Here is a 22,765-nt window from a genome sequence, read left to right as displayed (position 1 = left end):
CTACGAGTGCGGCACCGAGGCCGAGGCACTGCTCGAAGCGGCCGGCTCGGTCCACTGCAACGAGCAGCTCGATGGCGCACTACATGTCGACAACGAGGGGCTGATTCAGCGCGATGGCGTCCTCCAATGCTGCGATCCAGTGCTCGTACGCAGGCCGTGCCCCACTCGACCACGTGTGGGACTCGAGCTCTCTCTTTGCCGTGTGGACAGAGCCAGTGAGAGTGTTCCCGAGAGCGAAGTGCTCCGAGAACGGAACAGGAAGAAACATCTCCGCCGAAAGAAAGTGAGAGGGCGCAGCCTTCTTGCCAACCAAGCGCCCCAGAAAGGACGGCTTCGCAACGAGAGCTTCTGCGGCCTCCTCGAGGAGCATCTCCAGCGAGCTCAGCTCGAGACGGTAGAAGCACGGCTCCACATCGGATGCTTCGTCCCACAGAGAATCGGGGATTCCGAATGGCAAGAGTCGGAGGCTCTCGATGAGCTCCGGCAGAGCGGCGTGGCGCTTGCTGGTCGCATCAAGGCCGCCCAACGGAACATCCGGCGGACACTCCCGCGCGCCTTCACTGGTGAGGATCTTGTAGCTGGCGCCCACCGACCACGCCTGCCGCATGGCGGGCGTTATGTAGTCGCCAGAGAAGTAGCGACTCAGGGGCATGATCATCAGGTCAATGGCCATGGCTGTGAGAGGTTACTCGGGCATGCGGCGTCGTGCACCAGCAGATTGGTGTGCGGCACCGTACGGCTGCACCGTACGGCTCGGCACCGTACGGCTCGGCACCGTACGGCTCGCGGCACCGTACGGCTCGGCCGCTCGTGGCGCCACGGCACCGCATTGGATGACTGCAACGAGGGCGAGAGGCACCGCAACACCTACGAGCATGATCAGCCTCCAGTCTCGTGTGACTCCAACAGCCATGACGAGTCTAGCCGCTACGCCTGTGAGCAACAGCGCCCACACTGCATGGATCCTTGCGAGTCGCTCGGTTCTGTCGAGTTCCATCCCGACTCCCGCTGTCGAACGAGTGCCCGCTCGAGGGCGGCCTGGGCAGTGGACCGTCTGCTGCGATGAGAGGTTGACCGGGCGCCTGCTCTGCTACTTGAATGTTTGCGTCTTCAGAAGCTCGCCCGCCTCATCGTAGACCTTCCAAGGGCCGACCTTCTTGCCGTGTTCGAAACGGCCTTCGTCCCAAAGCTGGCCGTTGGCGTGGTATCGCTTCCACGCACCATGCTTCTGTTCTTCATCGTCGAAGCCGCCCGTCCCCCGCGGTTCACCGGTCTTGAAGAACCACTTCCACCGTCCAGCGATCTTTCCGTCCTTGAAGCTGCCTGAAGATTGCATCTGTCCATTGTTTAGAAAGTACTTCCACTTTCCTGACTTCTTTCCGTTGTCGAACTCACCCTGGCAAGAGATGAGGCCGTTCTTGAAGAACAGTTTGAAGGGGCCATTCTTAGGACTGCCGTTCTCGTCGACGCCGGGGATATCTTTCATTGGATCTCGATCTTGGTTGCCTATCTGTTGGAGTGGAGAGGCCTGCCGGTGGGAGGCGATCAAGTGTAGTTGAGCTCCAGCCCGCTTGTACGTGTGGCGCGGGTGAGTCGCTTGCCGACCGACGATCAGCGGTGCAAGGTCATCGCCCGGAGTCTGAATGCGGCCTGGCCTTCATTCGCTGTCCGATCTGGTTGTTCGCTCGCACAGGAGTAACTCGTTCGAGCCTACATTCTCTGGCGAACTACGGTTCTATGGCTTTGCGGGTCGCTGATCAGCAATGGGGCGATGCGCTGGAAGGCGCCGCACTCGCTGCGCCCTTCTCGACGCGAAGGGGTCGCAGCAGCCCGCTTCCACGGGGTTGTGCCCCACCGTCAGGTGAGTGTGGCGGCGACCTTCAGCGGAACTGCTCCGGTACACCTCTGCGTCCAATTCAATGCTGCGAGTGCGGCACCGAATGCCCTCGGCACCGAGAGCCCTACTTCACCCCCAAGCGCCGCGCCAACCGATGCAGGTTGGCGCGGTCGACGCCGAGCTCGCGCGCGGCTGCGGCCCAGTTGCCGGCGTTCGCGGCGACCGCGCGCTCAATGCTCGCACGCTGCGTGATCGCAACGGACTCGGCGAGCGTCATCCCGCCCGCGCTCGACGACGCGACCACGGGCGCCAAGGTATAGGCCTCACCGATGCGGCCCAGATCGCTCGCTTTGACGAGGACGGATTCGCCGCGCTCGACCCGCGACGAAGCGTGCAGCACGGCGCGCGCGACCGTGTTCTCGAGTTCACGGACATTGCCGGGCCAAGCGGCGGCGGTGAGCGCGCGCTGGGCGTCCGCGGCGAAACGCACCGGCCCCGTTCCGAAGCGCGCGCGGTTGGCGTCGGCGAAGTGCCCGGCCAACGGCGCCACGTCCTCGGCGCGCTCACGCAGCGGCGGCACGGTGATGCGGCACACATCCAGGCGGTGCAGCAGATCGGCTCGGAACCGACCGGCGCGCACCTCTTCCTCCAGATCGCGATTGGTGGCCGCCAGCACGCGCACGTCCACGCGCGTCACCGCGTCCGAACCGACGCGCATGAATTCACCCTCCTGCAGCACGCGCAAGAGTTTCGGTTGGACGTGCAGGGGCAGTTCGCCGATCTCGTCCAGGAACAGGCTCGCTCCGTCGGCCATGGCGAAGGCACCGAGGCGTTCGGTCTCGGCTCCGGTGAACGCGCCGCGCACATGGCCGAAGAGCTCGCTCTCGACGATCGACTCGGGCAGCGCCGCCGCGTTGACCGTCACGAGCGGGCGATCGGCCCGGCCCGACTCTGCGTGCAGCATGCGCACCACCAGTTCCTTGCCGACGCCCGTCTCGCCGGTCACGAGCACGCCGAAGTCGCTCGGCGCGACCAACTCGATCTCGCGGCGCAGCTTCGTGAGCGCGTCGCTCGCCCCGACCAACGTCGCACCGCGGCTGGCGAGCGCGTCGCGCACCAACTCGTTCGCGACCAGCCGCTGGCGCTCGGCCGTGCGCTCGAGCGTCTCGATCAGATCGCTCGTGCGCAGGCTCGCGCCCGCCAACGCGGCCAAGGCCTCCAAGTAGCGATCGCCCACGGAGTCGAAGGCTCCCACGCGCAGAGCGTCGACGGTCAGCACGCCGACCAGCTCGCCCTCGACGATCAACGGACACCCGAGGCACGAGTGCACGTGCCCGGTCAGCACTCCACCGCTCGCAGTGGCCGTCGCCCCCTCGACCAGACCGTCGTACGGATCGGCGAGTGGACTGTCGGCGGGGAAGCGCGTGGGGTCGGTCGCCGTGCAGATGATGTCGAGTCGCGGATGCTCGCCGCGCCGGAAGCGCCGCCCCATGAGGTCCGCCAAGAGCCCGATCGCGGCAACCGGCACGAGCACGTCGCCCTCGAGTCGCAGGAGCGCCGCGCAGTCACAGGGCAGGGCGCGGGTGACGGCCTCCACCAGCCGCCGGCGTCGGTCCGCCGCCGAGAGGGACGCGGTCATGTCGAGGGCCAAGGGCAGCAGGCCGGCGAGGGGGTCGAGGGGTGATGTCATTTCGACAGCGATTGTGCCCGGCCGACCGGTACGCGGCGTGTCATATCGACTCACCTTGGCCGGTCCATAGTGCCCAGGGGGCGGGGAGCGGGGTTCCGCGGCGCGGCACGGTTGCTGCCTAGAGAGGTGTGGCCCTGCGCAGCGCGAGTCCACGGAGTCGCCTGCCACCCGGGCGCGGCGCCACTGCGGGCGCGCCGATCTGGACCAGTTCGACTCGTCCATCGGGCGCCAGCGCAGCCGTTCGATCCCGGCTCGTCCGCGCACCGCACACGTCAGCTCCGCACACGTCAGCACCGCACGCCTCCCCTCGAAGTTCCTCGCTCCACCACCACCATGTCCACGACCAACACCCCCTCCATCACGCCCGCTTCGACCCTCGCCGACCTGGCCGTCCGCCTCGCCGGCGCGACCCGCGTCTTCCACGCCCACGGCCTCGACTTCTGCTGCAACGGGCGCATCTCGATCGCGGACATCAGCGCGAAGAAGGGACTCGACCCCGCGGCGCTGATCGCGGAGCTCGAAGCGGCCACCGCCGACGCTTCCGACTTCGAACGCTGGGACGACGCTCCGATCCCCGCGCTGATCGAGCACATCCTCGAGGACTTCCACGCCGCCCACCGCGCCGAGGTCCCGCGCCTGCTCGACATGGCCGAGAAGGTCGAGCGCGTGCACGGCGACAAGGCCAGTTGCCCACGAGGACTCGCGGCGCACTTGACGCTGATGCTCGAGAGCCTCGACGAACACATGCGGAAGGAGGAGCAGGTGCTGTTCCCGATGATCCTTGCGGGCCGCGGACGCATGGCGTCGATGCCGATCAGCTGCATGGAGGACGAGCACAAGGACCACGGCCTCAACCTCGAGAAGCTGCGCGCGCTGGCGACCGACTACGTGCCGCCGGCCGAGGCGTGCACCACGTGGCGCGCGCTGTACCTGGGACTCGAGCAGCTCGAGCGCGACGTGATGGAGCACATCAGCCTCGAGAACAACGTGCTGCACCCGCGTGCACTGCGAGACTGACGGCGAGTCCCGAGCTCGGATCGCACCCATGGGCCGCACGAGCCGCGAACTCCGAGAGCGACGGCAGCGGTGCTGTGACTGTGGCGCCGGGCACGGAGCGCCCGAGGTGCGTCAGTTCGAGCCCTCGGACACGACCGGAGGACGAGCCGACTCCGTGAAGGTCACCACCGTCTCGAACTCGTTCCCGTCTTCGATGACGAGGGTGACGACGCGTTCCTCGTCGAGGGCCACGGGCGCGACGGGGAGGACCACACGCAGGGCGCCGTCGGTCGAGAGTGACGGCGCCGCAACCACGTCGGCAGCCTGCGACTGACCCGGACGCAGGAAGGCGACGACCTGTTGTTCGCCCTGGTGACGGAGACGTACTCCCGGACAGGGACGACCGTCGCGAACATGGAAGTCGAGTGCGAGCTGCGACTCACCATCCGACACGAGCACGACCTCGATCTCGTCCAGGTCGTAGAAGGGGCGACTCGAGGTTGTCGCGAGGACAATCGCCGTCCCGATGCCGATGAGGAGCAGTGCGAGAAGGAGGCGTGCGGATCGCGAGGTGACGTGGACCATCGAGGTTCCTGGGCGAGTTGGGTTGTCGGTACGGTGTCAGGCACGCGGCTGCCACCTGCCGCGCCGAGTCGTTGCGAATCGCGGCAGTTTCGGCGGCAGGTGGCAGCCGCGTGCCTGACACCGTACCGACAATCCAACGATGACTCGATTCTCGCTCCGCACGCTCGCCGTGGCCGCCGGTCGGCCGCACGGCGCCGGCGCCGCCCTTAACGCACCGCTCGTGGCCGCTTCAAACTTCGGGCGCGCGCCGGCGGACGACGCCGACGGTGGTTCGCTCCGAGCCTACAGCCGCGAGGACGGAACGCCCACCTGGGAAGCGCTCGAAGCCGTCGTCGCCGCGCTCGAGTCCGCACCCGACGCGACCCACGCCACCAGCTTCGCCAGCGGGATGGCCGCGATCGCCGCGGTGTTCGAACTCCTGCCCGCGAACGCGCGCGTCGTCCTGCCGAGCGACTGCTACCAGGGCGTCGCGGCGCTCGCGGCCAAGGGCCAGCGCACCGGCCGCTGGACCGTCGAGCGCCTCGCCGTCGACGACACCGCGGGTTGGTGCGCGGCGGCGGGCTCGGCCGACCTCGTCTGGCTCGAGTCGCCGTCGAATCCACTGCTCGCGCTCTCCGACCTGCGCGCGATCCTGGGTGCACCGCGCGGCGACGGCACGTTGACGGTGGTCGACAACACGTTCGCGACACCGATCACGCAGCGACCGCTCGAGCTCGGCGCGGACGTGGTCGTGCACTCGGCGACGAAGTTCATCGGTGGGCACTCGGACCTCCTGTGCGGCGTGGCGATCGCCGCCGACCCGGGCGTGAGCGACGCCCTGCGGCACGCGCGCGGGCTGAACGGCGCGACGCCCGGCGCACTCGAGGCCTTCCTCGCGGTCCGCGGTGCGCGCACGCTCGCGGTGCGGTTCGAGCGCGCCCAGGCCACCGCGCAGTTCCTCGCCGAACGTCTCGTCAGGCACCCCAACGTCGAAGTGGTGCGCTACCCCGGCCTCGTCACGCACCCGCAGCACGCGCTCGCCAAGGAACAGCTCGACGGCTTCGGCGCGGTGCTGTCGTTCGACGTGCGCGGCGGCGCCGACGTGGCCGACGCGGCCTGCGCACACGTGCGCCTCGTCCACCACGCGACGAGTCTCGGCGGCGTCGAGTCGACGATGGAACGCCGCGCAGCCCTCGGCGGCCAGGAGCACCTGCCGCCCGGACTCTTGCGCCTCAGCGTCGGTATCGAGGACGAGCGCGACCTGTTGTTCGACCTCGAGGAAGCGTTGGCGCTCGCCCAGCGGTGAGGACGGGCGAGCCGCGGCGTGACCCACTCACCCGCGGCGCGTCGTTCGCCTCGACCGACAGCGCTCGGCTCAGCCGCGCCGCTGCACCGCGCGCCCCGCGAGTCCCGCGCGTCCCACGTCGCGGCGCCTGCGTTCGGTCGAAGCGCCGCGATCGCGCGCGTCGCACCCCGCGCTCCGGCGCCCCAGTCCATCGTCGCCCGGCCAGCACTTGGATCGGCGGTGTGCACCACCACGTGCCAGGGGCGATCGAGCCACCCGCTGCACCGTGGCGATCAACGGTGCGACGCGGCGTTCGGTCGAAGCGTTGCGATCGAGCGCGTCGCACCCCGCGCTCCGGCGCCCCGGTCCATCCACGCCCGACCAGCACCTGGATCGGCGGTGTGCACCACCACGTGCCAGGGGCGATCGAGCCACCCGCTGCACCGTGGCGATCAACGGTGCGACGCGGCGTTCGAGGGGCTCGTAACGCAGCGGCCGCCAGAGTCGCCGAGTCCTGTTCAGCGTTCGTCGTCGCGCTCGCCCTGCCGCTCCGCGGCCCGTGCGAGTGCCAGTGCCTGCATGTCGTCGACGCGATCGTGCTCGTCCACGATCTCGCTGCCGAGCATCTGTTCGAGCACGTCCTCCAGCGTGACCACGCCCTCGAACCCGCCGTACTCGTCCGCCACGGCCACCATGTGGACGCGATCGGCGAGGAACAGCTCGAGCAGCTGGTGCGCCGGCATCGTCTCGGGCACGAAACGGATCGGACGCATGAGGTCGCGCAGGATCAGATCGGCGTCCGGCTCGCGCAGCGCCGCGTCGAACGCTTCGCGTCGGTGGACGAGTCCGATCACGGCGTCCGCGCTCCCGCCTTCCGTGATCGGCACGCGGCTGTGCGACCACCGCTCGGACAGCTGCGCGAGGTCGGCGACGGCCGTCTCGGCGGGCAGCGTCTCCACGACCGTGCGCGGCGTGCGCAGGTCGCCGGCCGTGACGAGATCGAGTCGCAGGACGTTGCGGACCCAGCGGTGTTCTTCGGCGCGCAGGGCTCCGCGATTGGCGGCCAGGCGCGACACGATCACGACCTCGTCCTCGCCCGGCCCGTGCCCCACCGCGGATCCGGTGATGAGGCCCATCGCCTTCTTCGCGATCCACACCACGGGCCACACGCTCCAGATCATCACTTGGATGGGCCAGACGATCGACGTGGCGAGTTGGCGGGCGTAGCGAACACCGAGGCTCTTGGGGACGATCTCGGTGAGCGCCAGCACGAGCACCGTGAACACGGCCGCGAAGATGCCGACCGCCGCGCTGTCGTACTTCTGGCCGACCATCGAGCCACACCAGGCCGCGCCGACGGTGTGCGCGACGGTGTTGATCGTGAGGATGGCCGCGATCGGCTCCTCCACGTCCTCACGGAGTCGAGCCAAGCGTTCGACCGCGGGGCCGGGCGTCCGCTGGCGCAGGATGCCGATGCCCGTGGGCGTGATCGAGTAGAGCGCCGCCTCGAAGAGCGAGCAGAGGAACGAGGCCAGCAGCGTGAGGCTGGCGACGACGATGATGGATGTCACGGGGTCGGTGTTGGTCGGGCGTGTTCGACGCGCCGCCAAGCTACCCGCTGCGCAGGTCGGACGTGCGCGTCGCGGTGGTGCGCGCGTCTCGAAACTCGCGGCGAACGCGAAGAAAACCCGAAAAGGAGTGATCACGCGGCGCGTTCGAACCGTTAGAACCTCCGCCCGCCGCGCGAGACCTGCGCGGCGAAGTTCCGCACCAAACGCCCATGTTCGTCCTCCTCCACAGCTCGATGCCGCTCTGCGACCGCTCGCAGATCGAAGGCATCCTGATCGTCGTGCCGCAGATCGGCACGCGATCCACCTGACCCACGAGGACGATTCCGGCGCGTGCACGCGCCTTGGAGAGGAGCCCGGGGGTCGCGACCCCCGGGCTCCTCGCGTTGTGGGCCCGCTCGCGCTGCGCTCCATGCGCCCTTTCGCACCGCACACCGAACACCACGAACCACCGATGAAGACCCTACTCCACCTCGACACCCAGATGGCTCGGCGACAGCCGTGGTGCGGCCTGCGCGGCTCCATCCACCCGTCGAACACGGCGCGTTCCTACGTGTCGTGCACGGCCAACGACCAGGTCGGTCGCATCGACGAGGTGCCGCCCGACTGACCCCGACCAACAGCGGTCGCACGCCTCGGGTGTGCGCATCCGTGCCGAGGCCCGGGGCATCCGCTGCCCTGGGCCTCGTTGCGTTCCGGGCCCGCTCCAGCCGTGCGGCCCAGCCACTCGCCCGCTCTTTCCCCCCCACCGTTCCAGGCGTTCCACGACGCCATCCACCCCTCCGATCACCTGCTGGACGACGTCCGGCGGCGCGCGGTCGACGCATCCGTCGCGTCTCGGCCACGTGTTCCGCGACACGGTTTCGAAGTGTCGCCGGCGGGTGGTGTTCGTGGTGAACACACGGCTTTCGATCCGTGACGTGAGGTTCGACTCCTCCCTGGCCTGGAACGGTCTCCACGCGGTCCGCGGCGTCTCGAGCGACGGGCGCCGGAGCACGTCGTCGCACCTTCCGCGGCCCGTTCCACCCATTGGTTCGAGCACCGCGTGAAGCGTTCGACGGCCGCCCTCCGGCGCGCGGTCCCGAGGTGCGCCGCGTTCCGACGACGTGCTCGCCGACGCCGGACTGGCCGCGCGCCCGATCCCGTTCCGCCGTCGCTCGCGCGCACGGAACGGCCCATCGGAGCGCTCGACCACCGTCCGCGTCGGTACGCCGCCGCCGGACCTCGCACCCCACCGCACGCCGGACACGCGCCCGTCCACACGAGTGCGTCGCGGACCGCACTTCCACTTCCCGCACCCGCTCTGCGCGGACGGCCCATGCATCCGGCACGGGCCGTTCCGAACCGCTCCGCATCCACGCGCACCGCCGCCGACCTCGGCGACGGCACGTCCCTCTTCATTGCCCCCCCTGCCCCATTCCGCGACGGAACGGAGGACCTCCCATGCTGTTCAAGACGCACATCTCCAAGAACCAGATCGGACTCGTGTTCCGCCGCGGCGACCTCGCGCGCGTGCTCGATCCGGGCAACCACACCGTGCTCCAGCGGCCCTTCGGTCGCGACGAGCTCGAGGTCGTGGACGTCCTCGTCACGCGCTTCGAGCACCCGCTGCTCGACGTGTTGATCGAGGACGCAGCGATCCTCGAGCAGCTCGAAGTGGTCGAACTGCTCGACCACCAGCGTGCGCTCGTCTGGAAGGACGGCCGCCTGTTCGAGATCGTCGGTCCGGGACGCCACGCGTTCTGGAAGCGCCCCTACACGCTCGCGGTGGAAGTCCTCGACGTGAGCGGCGCCGGCGCGCTCGAACACCCGCGGCTCGACGCGATCCTGCGGCACCCGACCGCGCCCTTCTTCGTGCACGCGGTGCGCGTCGACGCCAACGAGCGCGTCGTGTTCCGCCGCGACGGGGCGCAGATCGGGGTTCGTGGACCCGGACTGCACGCGTTCTGGAAGTCGTCGGCCGAGCTGAAGTGGACGGCGATCGACCTGCGCGAGCAATCGCTCGACGTCGCTGGCCAGGAGATCATGACCAAGGACCGCGTGACCCTGCGCGTCAACCTGCTCGTGACCTACCGCGTCGTCGACGTCCAGAGCGCCGTCGACGTGGCGGCCGACGCCGGACAGGCCCTCTACCGCGCCGCGCAGCTCGTTCTGCGCGAAGCGGTCGGTGCCCGAGAACTCGACGACCTGCTCGTCGATCGCAATGCGGTCGGTAGCGAGCTGGAGGTCGAACTGGCGGATCGCGCTGCACAGCTCGGGCTCGAACTGACCGGCCTCGGCGTCCGCGACGTGATCCTGCCCGGGGAGATGAAGACGATCCTCAACCAGGTGATCGAGGCGACCAAGCGCGCCGAAGCCAACCTGATCCGTCGTCGCGAGGAAACCGCGGCGGCCCGGAGCCAGGCCAACACCGCCAAGCTGTTCGAGAGCACGCCGGCCCTGCGCCGCATGAAGGAGCTCGAGGCCCTGCAGGAGATCCTGAAGGGCACGCGCGCCACCTTCGTGCTGGGGCAGGACGACGTCCTCGGCCAGCTCGGGCGGCTGATCGGAGCGCCTCCCGACGAGGGAGACGACCCCTGACCACTGCGGCCGGCGGGGTGCCTCGAGCGCCCCGTCGGCCGCTCTCGTGCCGGAAAGGGGGTTGCGGGATCTGGGTTACAGCTGTAGACAAGATTACAGATGTAACCGAGCGGGAGCCGACCCGTAGGGATGGCCGACGCGCCACGAGCGCCCCCGAGGACCACGACCATGACCAAGAACCCGAAGTCCGAACCCAGCCCGTCCGAGTGGAAGGCTCTACGCCATGTGTGGGAGCACGGGCCCTGCACCGCGCGCGACGTGTGCGACGCGTTGGCCGCGAGCGAGGGCTGGGCCGATTCGACGATCAAGACCCTGCTGCGCCGACTGGTGCAGAAGGGACACCTCGCGACGAAGGCCGCGGTCGGTGGCGGACAGCTGTACAGCGCGCGCCGTTCGCCGAAACGGGCGCTGTTCGACGCGGGTGAGAAGTTGCTCGCGAAGGCGCGCGAGGACACGGTCGCGCCTCTGCTCGCGCACCTGGTGAAGCGCAGCGAGCTGTCGAGCGCGGACCTCGCCGAACTCAAGAAGCTCGTCGAGGACGAGCAGGAGCGTCGATCGAAATGAGCTCCGAGACGATCACCTGGTGGAACGTCGCCGCCGCGGACGGGCTCGACTGGGCCTGGCGCGCGGGCCTGGCGTCGCTCGCGGTCCTGGCCGTGCTGCTGATCGCGCGGCCACTCCTGAAGCGCCGGCTGTCGGCCCATGCGGCGAGCTGGCTGTGGCTGCTGCCGTTGGTGCCGCTGGTCGCGCCGCCCGTCGCCGTGGCCGGTTGGGTCGATCCGTTCCCCGAGCTGCCGCTCGAGTTGGCGGCGCGCGCGGACGAGTCGGACGCGCCGACGGTCGGTGCGACCCGCACGGCGGCGCTCGACGCTTCGTCGCGATCGGCGGACGACGGGACGCCCGGTGAAGTCGTCGCGGACGAACCCGCTCGCGCAACTGGCGCAGCGTCGGGGAGAGAACTCGCCCTCGAGGGAGCGGCTGCCGGGGACGCGGGAGCGCGCGCGCTCCAGGCCGATCAGGCCCATTCCGGCAGCGACGCCGCGAACGATTCCGAGAGCGGTGCCGCGAACGACGGAACGCTCGGTTCGACGAACGGTGTGCATTCGCCGTTCGCACGCTCGAACGCGGCCGCGGTCGAGCTCCGCGCCGCGACCTGGGGCGTCCTCGTGTGGCTCGCGGTCGCCCTCGCGGGTGTCGCGCTGGTCCTCGTGCGTCTCGCGCGAACGGCGGCCCTCGTGCGCCGCGCGACCGGTCGACCCGCGGCCGAACTCGCCGCGCGCTTCGACACGCTCGCGCGCCATGCGGGCCTCGACCGGCGCGTGGACCTGCGGCTCACGGACGAGCTCGAATCGCCCGCGACGACCGGATTCGTGCGCGCGACCGTGCTCGTGCCCGCGTCGCTCGCCACCGAACTCGACGCGCCGGCGCTCGACTGGATCCTGCGCCACGAGCTCGCCCACGTGCGGCGGCGCGACGTGCTCGTCTCGACGCTGGTGCACCTCGTGCGCGCGCTGTGGCCGCTGCACCCGGCCGTGTGGCTCGCGCCCTTGTTCGCCGAACGCGAGCGCGAGTTGGCCTGCGACGAAGCGGCCCTCGCGCGCGAACCCCGCGCCGACGGACCGCGCGCGGCCAAGACCCTCCTCCACGTGCTCGAACGCCGCCGTTCGAGCCACGCCCTGGCGACCGGCGCCGTGCCCCTCGCCCACCCCGAGTCCCTCGAACGCAGGCGCATCATGAAACTGCTCGACCCCGCCGTCCGTGCCTCGCGCGGCCTGTCGCCCTTCTCCGCTCTCGGTCTGGTGGTCGCAGGGGTCGGCCTGCTCGGCAGTGGACTGCGGCCGGTCGATGTGCCCACGCCTCGGGTCGAAGCGCTGGCGACCGATGCCGCTGGTTCGCAGATCGAGGCTGCGGCGCCCGTCGAGGTCGTCGCCCTGGATCCCGCGCCGTTCGTGCCCGCGGAACGGAGCACCGCCGAGTCGCGCGCCGAGGTCATGGCGAGCGCGGCGGCCTACTTGATCGAGCAGCAGCGGTTCGACGGGAGTTGGGCCGCGACCACGGACGCGGGGGCCGACCCGCCCAAGGGATACGTGCGCGAGTTGAACGACCCGGGCGCGACCGGACTGGTCATGCTCGCGCTTTCGCAAGCCCCGGACACCACGCCTGGACGCGATCAGGCACTGCGCCTTGGAATGGCCTGGCTCACGAGTCGATTCGATAGCGAGACCGGGTCCTTCGCCAGCTCGACGGATGGGCCGCAGGTCGTCCAGTCACACACCTTCGCCCTTCGAGGCTGGCTCGCGGCCAACGAGGCGCTCGACCCGGTCGAAGGGCGAGACGGGCGCATCGCGATCGCGCAGCGTGCTGTCGAGTTCCTTGTTGATGCTCGAACGACGCTCGGAGGCTGGGAGTGTGCCCCCAACTTGGAGTCGTGTCAGGCCCAGACCACCGCATGGGTGTTGTGTGCTCTTGTCGAGGCCCGCGACCTTGGTCTCACGGTTGGTGTTCGGGAAGTCGACGGAGGATTCGGCTACTTGATGACCTGCTTCGACCCCGAGACGGGTCGCACCGGGTTCTGGCCGGACATCGGAGGCGGACTGACCAGCGCGCGCTACGAGCGGTCCGTCGACAGCCATCCGCCCGAGTTGGTCGAGACCCACACGGCTCAAGCGATCGCTGCGCGCCTGCAATGGGGGCGCGGGACGGCGGATGACGACGGGCTCATCCTCGGCTCCGAGCGGCTCGTCGAAGCGCTACCCAAGTGGTCGATCGAAGAAGGATCGATCGACATCTACTACTGGCAGGCCGGCACCGAGGCCATCCAGTCGTTCGGCGCTTCGAAGGCCGCGCTCTGGAACCAGGCGATCGAGACCGCGCTCGTGCCGAACCACGCGACCGACGCGAACGGCAACGCCTACTGGCCCGCCGTCGGCGCCTGGCACGTGGCCGGAACCGAGGTTCCGATGACCGCGTGGTGTCTGCTGACCCTGCAGGCGCTTCCGGAAGGCGTGCCGCACGCGTCCGAGACGCAGCAGCCGGCACCCGGGGAGTCGGGAGCACGGTCTTCCGAGTCACGGACGCCCGAACGTCGGACCCCCGACGCGCCGACCCGCGAACCCCAGACCCCCGACCGCCACACGGTCGTGGCGAGCGCGCTCGAGTACCTGCTCGCGAACCAGTCGGACGACGGCCGTTGGCGCGCGAGCACGAAGGACGACGCGAAGGCCGCGGCCGGCGAGTTCGACGACGTGGGCGTGACGGCGAACGCGATCCTCGCACTGCTCGACGCGCCGGCCGGCTTCGAGTTCCCCGGCCGCGAACGCGCGCTGTCCCGTGCGATCGCATGGCTCGCCGACCAGCAGGACGACGAGACGGGTGCGTTCATCCTGTCGGGACCGAGCTGGTACACGAACCCGTCCCACGCCCGCGCGCTGACGGCGTGGATCGCGTACCACACGAGCGAGCTGGCTCCGCAGGACTCGGAGGCCTGGCTCGCGACGGCGAGGGCCGCCGTGGACTTCTGTGCCCGAGCGCGCAATCCCTACCAGGGCTGGCGCTACGACTATCCGCCGGCGGGCGACAACGACTCCGTCGTCACGGGTTGGATGCTGAGTGCGCTCGCCGCGGCGCGCGACGTCGGCCTCGAGGTCGGTCGGGAGGAGCAGCGTGGCGGATTCGCGGTCCTCGACGAGAACTTCGACCCGGCGACGGGCCGCGTCGGCTACATCGGTTGCGGCACCGCCACGAGCCGCATCGGGAAGAAGAAGGACGACTTCCCCGGCGACGCCGTCGAGTTCCCCACGGCCGTCGCGCTGTGCGCCTACCGCGACTGGGGCGTCGACCTGGTCGAGGTGGACGAACACATCGCGAGCCTGGCTCTCCTCGCCTCGAAGCCGCCCCGGTGGTCGCGCGGCGAAGGCACGACGGACAGCTACTACTGGGCCTTCGGGACGGACGCGATCCAGGTCCTCGGTGGCGCACTCGCCGAGCGTTGGAACCGCAGGCTCGAGTCGGCGCTGCTCGAACACTTCGATCGCGACGCGAACGGCCGCGCGTACTGGGCCGCGGTGGACGCCTGGCACGACGCCGGTAGCGAGGTCGCGATGACGGCCATGTGCGTGCTCGCGCTGCAGGCGATCGAGGAGTCAGGCTCCGACCACTGATCGATTCGGCTGCCATGAACGAGCGCCGCGCCCGGACACCTCGGACGACTCCGAAGTGGACCGGACGCGGCGCTCTGCGCGTCGCAGGGCATTTCCGTCAGCCGTCGAGCGAGGCCCGGATCCGCACGTACGCCTCGTAGCGACGCGCGGGAACCTCGCCCGCCAGGGCCGCGGCGCGCACGCCACAGTCCGGCTCGTCCACGTGCCCGCAGTCGCCGAAGTGGCAACTCGCGCGCGCGGCGTCGAAGTCGGGGAAGAACGACTCGAGCGAGTTGCGCGTCACGTCCACCAACCCGAACGAGCGCACGCCGGGCGTGTCGATCAGGCGCGTACCGGCGTCGTCGACCTCGAACAGGCTCGAGGCCGTCGTGGTGTGCCGGCCCTTGCCGTCGCCGTCGCGCACGCGCCCCGTCACCAGGTCGAGCGCGCCGAACAGGCCGTTCGCGAGGGACGACTTGCCGACGCCGCTCTGCCCGACGAGCACGGAAGTCTGACCGCGCACCAGTGCGCGCAAATCGTCCAAGCCCTCGCCCGACTCGACCGAGACGCACAGGGCGGGCACCTCGAGCGCGCGGAACTCGTCGAGGATCGCCTCGATCTCGGCGCGCTCGGCCGCGGTCTCGACCAGGTCGACCTTGCTGACGCAGACGATCGGCCGGACGCCGCCGGCTTCGAGCGCGATCAGGTAGCGATCGACGAGCCGCGGCCGCAGACGCGGACTGCGGGCCGCCGCGACCACCAGCGCGCGATCGACGTTGGCGGCGACGACGCGCTCGGCGCCGGCCCGCGTTCCGTCGGCGCGTGCGATGGTCGAGCGCCGTTCGACGACGCCGACCACGCGCGGCCGACCACCGACGCGGCGTTCGAGCACGACGCGATCGCCGACCGCCACGCTCGCACGCTGGGTGCGCGCGAGAGCCGCGTCGAGATCGGCGTCGAACTCGTCGGTCTCGCCGACGGCCACGTCGCGCACGCGCGCGCGGCCCGGAGCGAGCCCCGTGACCAACGCCAGATCGCGCGCGTCGACCGCGGACTCCGGGATCGGCTCCGGCGGTTCGAGCGCCGCCGTCGGTACGCGCACGTGGACGTGTTTGACGCGCTGGGGCGGAACGCGTGTCCCGACCTCGTCGTCGCCGTCCAGTCCGTCGAAGTCGTCGTCGTCGGGCTGGCGTCGCCGGGCCCGTTCCATGCGCTCGACGCGGCGTTCCGCGCTACGAGCCTTCAGTTCCTTCCGTTCCGCGAGACTGCGCGCCTTGGCGTTACCAGCCAGATGGCGCGCGACCTGCTTCTCCTTGTCGTGATTGGATTCCAATGCCGTTCATCGTGTGAGTCCGTGTGGATCGCACGCGGTGGCGTCGACGGGGCTCCGCCAGGGACGGAACGGGTGCCGTGGCGCAACAGCATCTGCACGTGACATCTGCACGTGACGGATCTGGGCACAGCGGCGCGGCGACGACGGAGCGTGCGCCCGCCTCGATCGGAGGCGGGAGTCGTTGTTGGGCGCATCCGCCCGCTCTCCGTCGTCGGCGGAACCCGCTGGGCGGGCTCGCGCGAGGTCAGGCGCGGGCGGAAGCCGCGGCGACAGTCGTGGTGCTGTACATCGGGACCTCCGGGTGGAAAAGGCGACGTTCGAAGGGTCCGGCACGGATCGCCGACCCCAGAAGCCACACGCTACCCCAACGCGGTGTTCCCGTGGTGCCGCACGGTCGGGCGCGGTCCCCAACGCGAGTCGCGAAGCGGGCGTAGGATCGGCCCATGGTCCGCTTCCTGATCGCGCTGTTGGTGCCCCTGTTCGGCCTTTGCCCTACGGTCCTCGCCGAACCTCTGGCCGCGCAGCTCGGCCGGCAGCTGACGATTCACGCCCAACACATCGCGCCGGACACACCCTACAGCGCGCGCGTCGTCACGATCGTCGGGCCCGCCGAGGGCCCGACCGTGTTGGTGGTGGGCGGCGTCCACGGCGACGAACCGGCCGGGGCGATGGCCGCCGAGCAGATCGCGGGTTGGACGCCGACGCGCGGCACGTTGATCGTCGTGCCGCGCGCGAACGGTCCGGCGCTCGAGGCGGGCACGCGTCGCGTACCCCGCGCCGCGGCCGAAGCGGGAGCGGTGGACGACGAACGCGACCTCAACCGCTGCTTCCCGCGCTCGGACGACGACCGACCCGACGGCGCTCTGCCCGCGGCGATCTGGGACCTGGTGCAGGAGCTCGAACCCGACTACCTGCTCGATCTGCACGAGGGCTACCACTTCACGCAGATCGAGCCGAAGAGCGTTGGCAGCTCGATCATCTCCGACGCGTCGCCCGCGTCGTTGGCTCGCGCGGCCGCGATGGTCGGCGAGCTGAACGCCTCGATCGCCGACGAGAAGAAGCACTTCATCGTCAAGAACACGGCGGTGTCGGGCAGTCTCGCGCGGGCGGCGCACGACGTGCTCGGCATTCCGAGCATGATCCTCGAGACCACGACCAAGGGCCAGGCGGTCGCGTTCCGCGCACGGCAGCATCGCATCCTGGTCGCGACGTTCCTGACCGGGTTGGGCATGCTCGACCACGGTCCCGACGTACTGGTGGGAACGGAGGCGGACCCGGACGAAACGTTGGTGGCGTTGTACGCGTCGGCCGGCGTGGGCGGTGTCGGTCCCGATCGGCTCGAAGAACTGCTCGAGGCCGCGGGTCCGGATGACGGCCGCTTCGAGGTCCGCCGCGTGTGCGCGAGCGACATCCGCGCGGGCGTGCTCGCCGAGTTCGACGTGGTGGTCTTCCCCGGCGGCAGCGGTTCGGCCCAGGCCAACTCGATCGGCGCGGACGGACGCGATGCGGTGCGCGCGTTCGTCGAGGGCGGCGGCGGCTACGTCGGAATCTGTGCGGGCGCCTACCTGGCGGCGAACAACTACAGCTGGTCGCTCGGGATCCTCGACGCCGACGTGGTCGACCGGGAGCATTGGGCGCGCGGCGAGGGGAACGTCGACGTCGAACTGACGAGCCGGGGCGCGTCCACGCTCGAAGCCGAGTCACGAGACCTCGTGCTGCGCTACGCCAACGGCCCGATCTTCGCGCCTGCGCGAGACCCGAACCTGCCCGACTACCGCGTTCTGGCCTGGTTCCGGGGCGAGGTCGAGAAGGCCGGTGTGCCGGGCGGCGTGATGCCGAACACGCCTGCGATCGTGTCGGGTCGCTTCGGCACCGGCCGCGTCGTCTGCTCGAGCCCGCACCCCGAGCAGTCGGCCGGGTGCGAAGCCCTGGTGCGCGACCTGGTCGGTTTGGCGGCGGGCGCTCGTTGAGAAGCGCCCCGCGACGACGACTGGCGCTGGCGCACGCCGGCCGTCGGCGCTAGCGTCGCCCGCCATGCGCTTCGAACGACTCTTCCTCGGTGCGGCTCTCGTCGCGCTCGCCGTCCTCCCCGCCTGTTCCCTGCCGTCGGGATTCACGTCTCGCGACCGCGCGGTGATCGAGTCCGAGGCCAAGTTCTGGGCGGATGCGGTGGTCGCGGGCGACGCGGAAGCGATCGCGAGCTGCTACGAGACCGAAGGTGTGATCCTGCCGGGCGACGGCTCGCCGATCGTCGGCACCGAAGCGCTCACGGCCTACTACGCCCAACTTCCGGACATCCGCAAGGTGCGCCTGCAGATGGTCGAGCTGAACGGACACGGCCCGCTGGCCTACGCGCTCGGAACCGTCGAGTTCGTCGAGCGCGTCGCGGAGGGCGAGGAGCCCCGGTCGTCGTTCAGGCGCTTCGTCGACCTGTGGCGGCGGCAGTCGAACGGGCGCTGGCTCATCGCGCGCGCCCTGTCGCACGAACTCGATCCGACGAACGCGTTCGAGCTGGAGGACGCGCTCAACGCGGGTGCGAAGGCCGCGGAAGAGGACGGCGCAAGTCCGGGCGACGAAGCCGCCGACCCGGCCGAGCTCGAACCCGCGCCCGCCGACGGCCAGACGGTGCCGAGCGACCCGCGCTGATCAGCGCTCGGGCCGTCGCCAAGCGGCGCGGTACACGGTGCCCGGCTCGCGCAGCGGATCGGTGGCGTCGAGCATCGTGAGCACGACCGTCTCGAGTCCGAGCGCCTGCGGATCGATCACCTCGACGCGTTCGTCACCGAGCGCGTGGCGCCGCACGACCAGTCGGCCATCCTCGACACGCACCGCGTTGCCGAACGGGTGGCGCCAGGCCTCGCCCGAACTCGAACGCACCGAACCTTCCAGCAGCAGGACGCCCGTGGGCGCCAGCGCGCGCGCGGCCAGTTCGACCAGACCGACCGGATCGTTGTCGCGTTCGAGCGCGTCGCGCAGGTGGACGACCTCGAACGAACCGGGCGCCGTCGCGGTCAGTGCCTCGCGCGCGGTGGCCTCGCGCATCGCGACCGGGTGCGCCGGCAGTCGGTGACGCGCGAAGATCGCTGCGAAGGCCGACGCCTGCGGGTCGGCGGCCTCCACGTGGGCCAGGCCGCTCAACTGCGCCCACGTGAGCGTCGGCATCGAACGCGCGTCGAGCTCGAGCACCCGCGGCAGGCCGGGATCCGCGCGGCGCACGTCCCCCAGGACCGCGTCGGACCAGGTCGGGTACATGCTGCGCAACAACTCGGTGTCCCAACCGTCCGCGATGCGGTGCGCGTAGACGCCCGTCGGATCGAGGAACTGCTCGACCCGCGCGCGTTCGTCGGCGAGCCACGTGGCCGCACGGACCCGATCGAGCAGCTCCGCGTCGCGCGAGCGGGCGAACACGGCGCGCACGGTCGTGGTGTCGGCGCCGACGCCCGCGGGCTTGCGCGTCTCGCGCGGTTCGAGCGTCACGAGTTCGAGGTCGAACTCCGAGAGGTCGAGCGCCTCGCGGCCGTGCTCGTCCGTGCAACCGAGCGCACCGTCGTGCACGTGGAAATCGAAGCGGTGCAGGCCGTCGTAGCCCTCGCGAAAGCCCTCGTAGGCGAAGACCTCGAGCGCGAACACGCCACCGGGCCGCAGGGCGCGCGCCGCCTCCTCGAAGCAACGCTGGACGTCCTCGGCGTGGTCGAGCGAGTTGCGCGAATAGATCAGATCGACGCTGGCCGGCTCGACGTGCTCGGACAAGCGTTCGCCCGTCGTCGCGATCAACGGCTCGGGATAGTCGATGGAGAAGCGCGTGCGCAACTCCGTGTAGGCGTCGGCGAGCGGGTCCACACCCGTCACGTCGAGTCGCCCGACCTCGTGCGCGTGGCCGAGCGTGCCCAGCGGACCACAGCCCAGGTCGAGTGCGCGCGGCGGGCCGCCTCCCTGCTTGCGCTCGGTCAGCACGTCGATCAGGCCGTCGATCCAGATCGGGTGCTCGTCGCTCCGACCGGCCGGACTGAGGCGCTTCTCGGTGTGTTCGCGGTGAACGCCTTCGAGCGCGAGTTCGCGCGCCCAGTAGTCGATCTCGTCCTGGTAGCCGTCGCGCGTCATCGGTCTCGATCCTCGTCGTTCGTGACGAACAGTTCCATGTCGATGGTCCCGATGGCGTTCGGGTGGATGGTGACGTCCACGTCGGGCGGGCCGCCGAAACCGACGCGGTAGACGCCGTCGTCGTCGGGTTCGACTGCGAGCCGCGCGGCCCCCGAGGGCGGTACGTGCACGTCGACCAGCAGCTCGTCGCCGCGCAGACGGTAGAGGAACGTGATCCACGCGCCCGTGCTGTCGTCGCGAACGCCCACCGTTCCCGTGCGCGCGGCGTCGACGATCGTCATCTCCGCCGGCGTGGACTCGAAGGCGAAGCGGTGCTGGCAACGCGCGAAGTCGACGGGGGTCGACGCGCAGGACGCGCCGCCGAGCGCGGCCAGCGCGGCGACGCCGTACGGACCGAGTCGCATCACCGTTCCTCCCCCACCAGATCGAGCAGGAACGCGTAGGTGAACGCGGTCTCCTCGAAGCGCTTGAAGCGCCCCGAGGCGCCGCCGTGCCCGGCCGCCATGTCGGTGCGCAAGAGGAGCGGTTCGTCGCCCGTGTTCATCACGCGCAGCTTCGCGACCCACTTCGCCGGCTCCCAGTACTGGACCTGACTGTCGTGCAGACCGGTGGTGACGAGCAGCGCCGGATAGTCCTGCTCGGAGACCTGGTCGTAGGGCGAGTACGAGAGCATGTATTCGTACGCGGCGCGCTCGTTCGGGTTGCCCCACTCGTCGTACTCGAACGTCGTGAGCGGGATCGTGTCGTCGAGCATGGTCGTGACCACGTCGACGAACGGCACGTTGGCGACGACGCCGCGGAAGAGCTCGGGACGCATGTTGCAGATCGCGCCCATCAACAGTCCGCCAGCGCTGCCGCCCTGCGCGAAGAGGCGATCCGTCGACGTGTAGCCCGAACTGGTCAGGTACAGCGCGCAGTCGACGAAGTCGGTGAACGTGTTCTTCTTGTTGAAGAGCTTCCCGTCGTCGTACCAGCGCTCGCCCATCTCGCGGCCGCCGCGCACGTGGGCGATGGCGTAGATGAAGCCGCGGTCGAGCAGGCTGAGGCGCGCGCTCGAGAACGTCGCGTCGCGGCTCGATCCGTACGAGCCGTAGGCGGACAGCAACAACGGCTGGGTGCCGTCGCGCGGAACGTCGCGGCGGTGGACCAGCGAGATCGGGATCCGCTCGCCGTCGCGCGCGCCGACCCACAGCCGCTCGGTCACGTAGTTGGCCGGGTCGAACGCGCCCCAGCGCTCGGTCGGCAGGACCTGGTCGCGCTTGAGCAGCACGCGCTCGCGCGTCACCAGGTCGTAGTCGTAGTCCGAACGCGGCGTGGTCAAGGACGAGTAGACGTAGCGCAGCGTCGTGGTGTCGAACGTGCGGTTGTTCGACAGGGCGGCGGCGTAGGCGGGCTCGCCGAAGTCGACGAGGTGCTCGGCTCCGGTCGCCCACTCGCGCACGCGAATGCGCGTCAGACCCTCCGCGCGCTCGCGCAGCACCAGGTGGCCCGAGAAGAACTCGGTGCCTTCGAGCAGGACGTCCGGGTCGTGCGGCACGACCTCCTCCCAGGCCGAGCGATCGTGGCTGCCGATCGGCGTGCGCACCAGGCGCCGGTTCTTCGCCGAGTCGTTCGTCAGGAGGTAGAAGTGGTCGCCGAAGTGCTCGACCGAGTAGCGGTGGTTGCGCTCGCGCGGCAGCACCACCTGGAACGCACCGCGCGGGTCGCTCGCGTCGAGGTAGTGGTACTCGCTCGAGAGCGTCTGCGACGAGCCGATCAACAGGTAGCGCTTGCTCTTCGTGAGCGACACGAAGCAGCGGAACTCCTCGTCGTCCTCCTGGTACACGAGTTCGTCCTGGGAGGGATCGGTGCCCAGCACGTGCCGCCAGATCTGGTACGAGCGCAGGGTCTGCGGATCCTGGCGCGCGTAGAACAGCGTGCGCCCGTCGGCGGCCCAGGCCATGTTCCCCGTGACGTCCTCGAGCACCTCGGCGTAGGCGCGCCGCCCGATCAGGTCGTTGAAGCGCACGTCGTACTTGCGGCGGCCGACCGTGTCGAAGGCGTAGGCGAGCGTGTGGCCGTCCGTCGTGACCTGGAAGCCGCCGATCGCGAAGTACGCGTGTCCCTCGGCCAGCCTCGGCCCGTCGAGCAGCACCTGCTCGGGCCCGTCGGGCGCGCCCTTGCGCCGGGTGTAGATCGGGTACTCGCCGCCCTCCTCGTAGCGCGTCGCGTACCAGTAGCCGTCCTCCTCGTAGGGCACCGAAACGTCGTCGGGCGAGATGCGCGCGACGATCTCGTCGTACAGCTCGTCGCGCAGGCCGGCGAGGTGCGCGGTCACGGCTTCGGTGTACGCGTTCTCGGCCTCGAGGTAGGCGATGACTTCGGGGTCCTCGCGCTGGTTCAGCCAGTAGTAGTCGTCCACGCGCACGTCGTCGTGGGCGGTGAGCACGTGGGGCCGGACGCGGGCCGACGGCGGGTCGAGATCGTGCACGTCGGTCGTGGCGCAGGACGTGAGAACGGCGAACGGGAGGACCGCGATCAGCAGCGTGCTGAACGGAGCCGCGACGATGGGTGAGCGCTGCATGGATGGGGACCCGAAGGTGGTGGAGGGCGCGCGGGTCGTGGGCTCCGTGGCGCGCTCGCGGAGGGCGATCCTAGGGAGTGAGAGGCGAGCGCGCGAGGATCGGTCGCGA

17 protein-coding genes are annotated in these 22,765 nt (G+C 70.2%); 8 read left to right on the top strand and 9 right to left on the bottom strand.

Features of this window, described 5'->3' with window-relative positions; genetic code table 11:
• Positions 1 to 79: 79 nt before the first annotated feature.
• The 3 genes from Pla163_RS00895 to norR form a co-directional block, all read right to left on the bottom strand.
• Positions 80 to 673, bottom strand: coding sequence for a hypothetical protein (locus tag Pla163_RS00895; RefSeq protein WP_145182174.1), 594 nt, complete (start codon positions 671 to 673; stop codon positions 80 to 82).
• Positions 674 to 1,090: 417 nt separating this feature from the next.
• Positions 1,091 to 1,486 (bottom strand): toxin-antitoxin system YwqK family antitoxin, encoded by a 396-nt coding sequence (locus tag Pla163_RS00890; protein ID WP_145182170.1) that lies wholly within the window; start codon positions 1,484 to 1,486, stop codon positions 1,091 to 1,093.
• A gap of 475 nt (positions 1,487 to 1,961) precedes the next feature.
• On the bottom strand, positions 1,962 to 3,527 hold the full coding sequence (gene norR, locus Pla163_RS00885) for a nitric oxide reductase transcriptional regulator NorR (protein ID WP_145182167.1): 1,566 nt from the start codon (positions 3,525 to 3,527) through the stop codon (positions 1,962 to 1,964).
• A gap of 333 nt (positions 3,528 to 3,860) precedes the next feature.
• Between norR and ytfE the strand changes: the two genes are divergently transcribed.
• Positions 3,861 to 4,544, top strand: a complete 684-nt coding sequence (ytfE, locus tag Pla163_RS00880; RefSeq protein WP_145182164.1) for an iron-sulfur cluster repair protein YtfE — start codon at positions 3,861 to 3,863, stop codon at positions 4,542 to 4,544.
• 111 nt (positions 4,545 to 4,655) lie between these two features.
• Here ytfE and Pla163_RS00875 read toward each other — a convergent pair whose 3' ends face one another.
• Positions 4,656 to 5,108, bottom strand: coding sequence for a hypothetical protein (locus Pla163_RS00875; RefSeq protein WP_145182161.1), 453 nt, complete (start codon positions 5,106 to 5,108; stop codon positions 4,656 to 4,658).
• A gap of 139 nt (positions 5,109 to 5,247) precedes the next feature.
• On the opposite strand from Pla163_RS00875, the gene Pla163_RS00870 reads away from it, so the two are divergent.
• A complete protein-coding gene (locus Pla163_RS00870; RefSeq protein WP_145182159.1) occupies positions 5,248 to 6,393 on the top strand; it encodes a trans-sulfuration enzyme family protein in 1,146 nt (381 codons plus the stop codon).
• Positions 6,394 to 6,890: 497 nt separating this feature from the next.
• Here the strand turns inward: Pla163_RS00870 and Pla163_RS00865 are convergent, their stop codons facing one another.
• Positions 6,891 to 7,943, bottom strand: coding sequence for a CNNM domain-containing protein (locus tag Pla163_RS00865; protein ID WP_419186171.1), 1,053 nt, complete (start codon positions 7,941 to 7,943; stop codon positions 6,891 to 6,893).
• A 451-nt stretch (positions 7,944 to 8,394) separates the two neighbouring features.
• Between Pla163_RS00865 and Pla163_RS18550 the strand changes: the two genes are divergently transcribed.
• From Pla163_RS18550 to Pla163_RS00850, 4 genes are all read left to right on the top strand, one after another.
• Complete coding sequence (locus tag Pla163_RS18550) at positions 8,395 to 8,550, top strand: hypothetical protein (RefSeq protein ID WP_419186170.1); 156 nt, start codon at positions 8,395 to 8,397, stop codon at positions 8,548 to 8,550.
• An 833-nt stretch (positions 8,551 to 9,383) separates the two neighbouring features.
• Positions 9,384 to 10,520 (top strand): slipin family protein, encoded by a 1,137-nt coding sequence (locus Pla163_RS00860; RefSeq protein ID WP_145182152.1) that lies wholly within the window; start codon positions 9,384 to 9,386, stop codon positions 10,518 to 10,520.
• Between the two features lie 168 nt (positions 10,521 to 10,688).
• Positions 10,689 to 11,084, top strand: coding sequence for a BlaI/MecI/CopY family transcriptional regulator (locus Pla163_RS00855; protein WP_419186169.1), 396 nt, complete (start codon positions 10,689 to 10,691; stop codon positions 11,082 to 11,084).
• On the top strand, positions 11,081 to 14,680 hold the full coding sequence (locus Pla163_RS00850; RefSeq protein WP_145182145.1) for a M56 family metallopeptidase: 3,600 nt from the start codon (positions 11,081 to 11,083) through the stop codon (positions 14,678 to 14,680). Before Pla163_RS00855 ends, Pla163_RS00850 begins: the two co-directional genes overlap by 4 nt.
• A 97-nt stretch (positions 14,681 to 14,777) precedes the next feature.
• Here the strand turns inward: Pla163_RS00850 and rsgA are convergent, their stop codons facing one another.
• Positions 14,778 to 15,992 carry a ribosome small subunit-dependent GTPase A gene (gene rsgA / locus Pla163_RS00845; RefSeq protein WP_145182142.1) on the bottom strand — a complete coding sequence of 405 codons (1,215 nt, stop codon included), beginning with the start codon at positions 15,990 to 15,992 and terminating at the stop codon, positions 14,778 to 14,780.
• Positions 15,993 to 16,435: 443 nt separating this feature from the next.
• Here rsgA and Pla163_RS00840 point away from each other — a divergent pair, with 443 nt between their 5' ends.
• Together Pla163_RS00840 and Pla163_RS00835 are read left to right on the top strand one after the other, a co-directional pair.
• Complete coding sequence (locus tag Pla163_RS00840; protein ID WP_145182138.1) at positions 16,436 to 17,962, top strand: BPL-N domain-containing protein; 1,527 nt, start codon at positions 16,436 to 16,438, stop codon at positions 17,960 to 17,962.
• Between the two features lie 64 nt (positions 17,963 to 18,026).
• A complete protein-coding gene (locus tag Pla163_RS00835; RefSeq protein ID WP_145182135.1) occupies positions 18,027 to 18,638 on the top strand; it encodes a YybH family protein in 612 nt (203 codons plus the stop codon).
• Here Pla163_RS00835 and Pla163_RS00830 read toward each other — a convergent pair whose 3' ends face one another.
• The 3 genes from Pla163_RS00830 to Pla163_RS00820 are packed head-to-tail and all read right to left on the bottom strand — an operon-like array spanning position 18,639 to position 22,656.
• Positions 18,639 to 20,093 (bottom strand): class I SAM-dependent methyltransferase, encoded by a 1,455-nt coding sequence (locus tag Pla163_RS00830; protein WP_145182132.1) that lies wholly within the window; start codon positions 20,091 to 20,093, stop codon positions 18,639 to 18,641. It abuts the gene before it with no gap.
• Positions 20,090 to 20,497, bottom strand: coding sequence for a hypothetical protein (locus tag Pla163_RS00825; RefSeq protein WP_145182129.1), 408 nt, complete (start codon positions 20,495 to 20,497; stop codon positions 20,090 to 20,092). The genes Pla163_RS00830 and Pla163_RS00825 overlap by 4 nt, the downstream gene beginning before the upstream one ends.
• Positions 20,497 to 22,656, bottom strand: a complete 2,160-nt coding sequence (locus Pla163_RS00820) for a S9 family peptidase (protein WP_145182126.1) — start codon at positions 22,654 to 22,656, stop codon at positions 20,497 to 20,499. The genes Pla163_RS00825 and Pla163_RS00820 overlap by 1 nt, the downstream gene beginning before the upstream one ends.
• Between the last annotated feature and the right edge of the window lie 109 nt (positions 22,657 to 22,765).

The sequence above is a fragment of the Rohdeia mirabilis genome (assembly GCA_007750655.1).
Taxonomy (GTDB): domain Bacteria; phylum Planctomycetota; class UBA1135; order UBA1135.
This window is presented reverse-complemented; position numbering and strand designations above follow the sequence as displayed.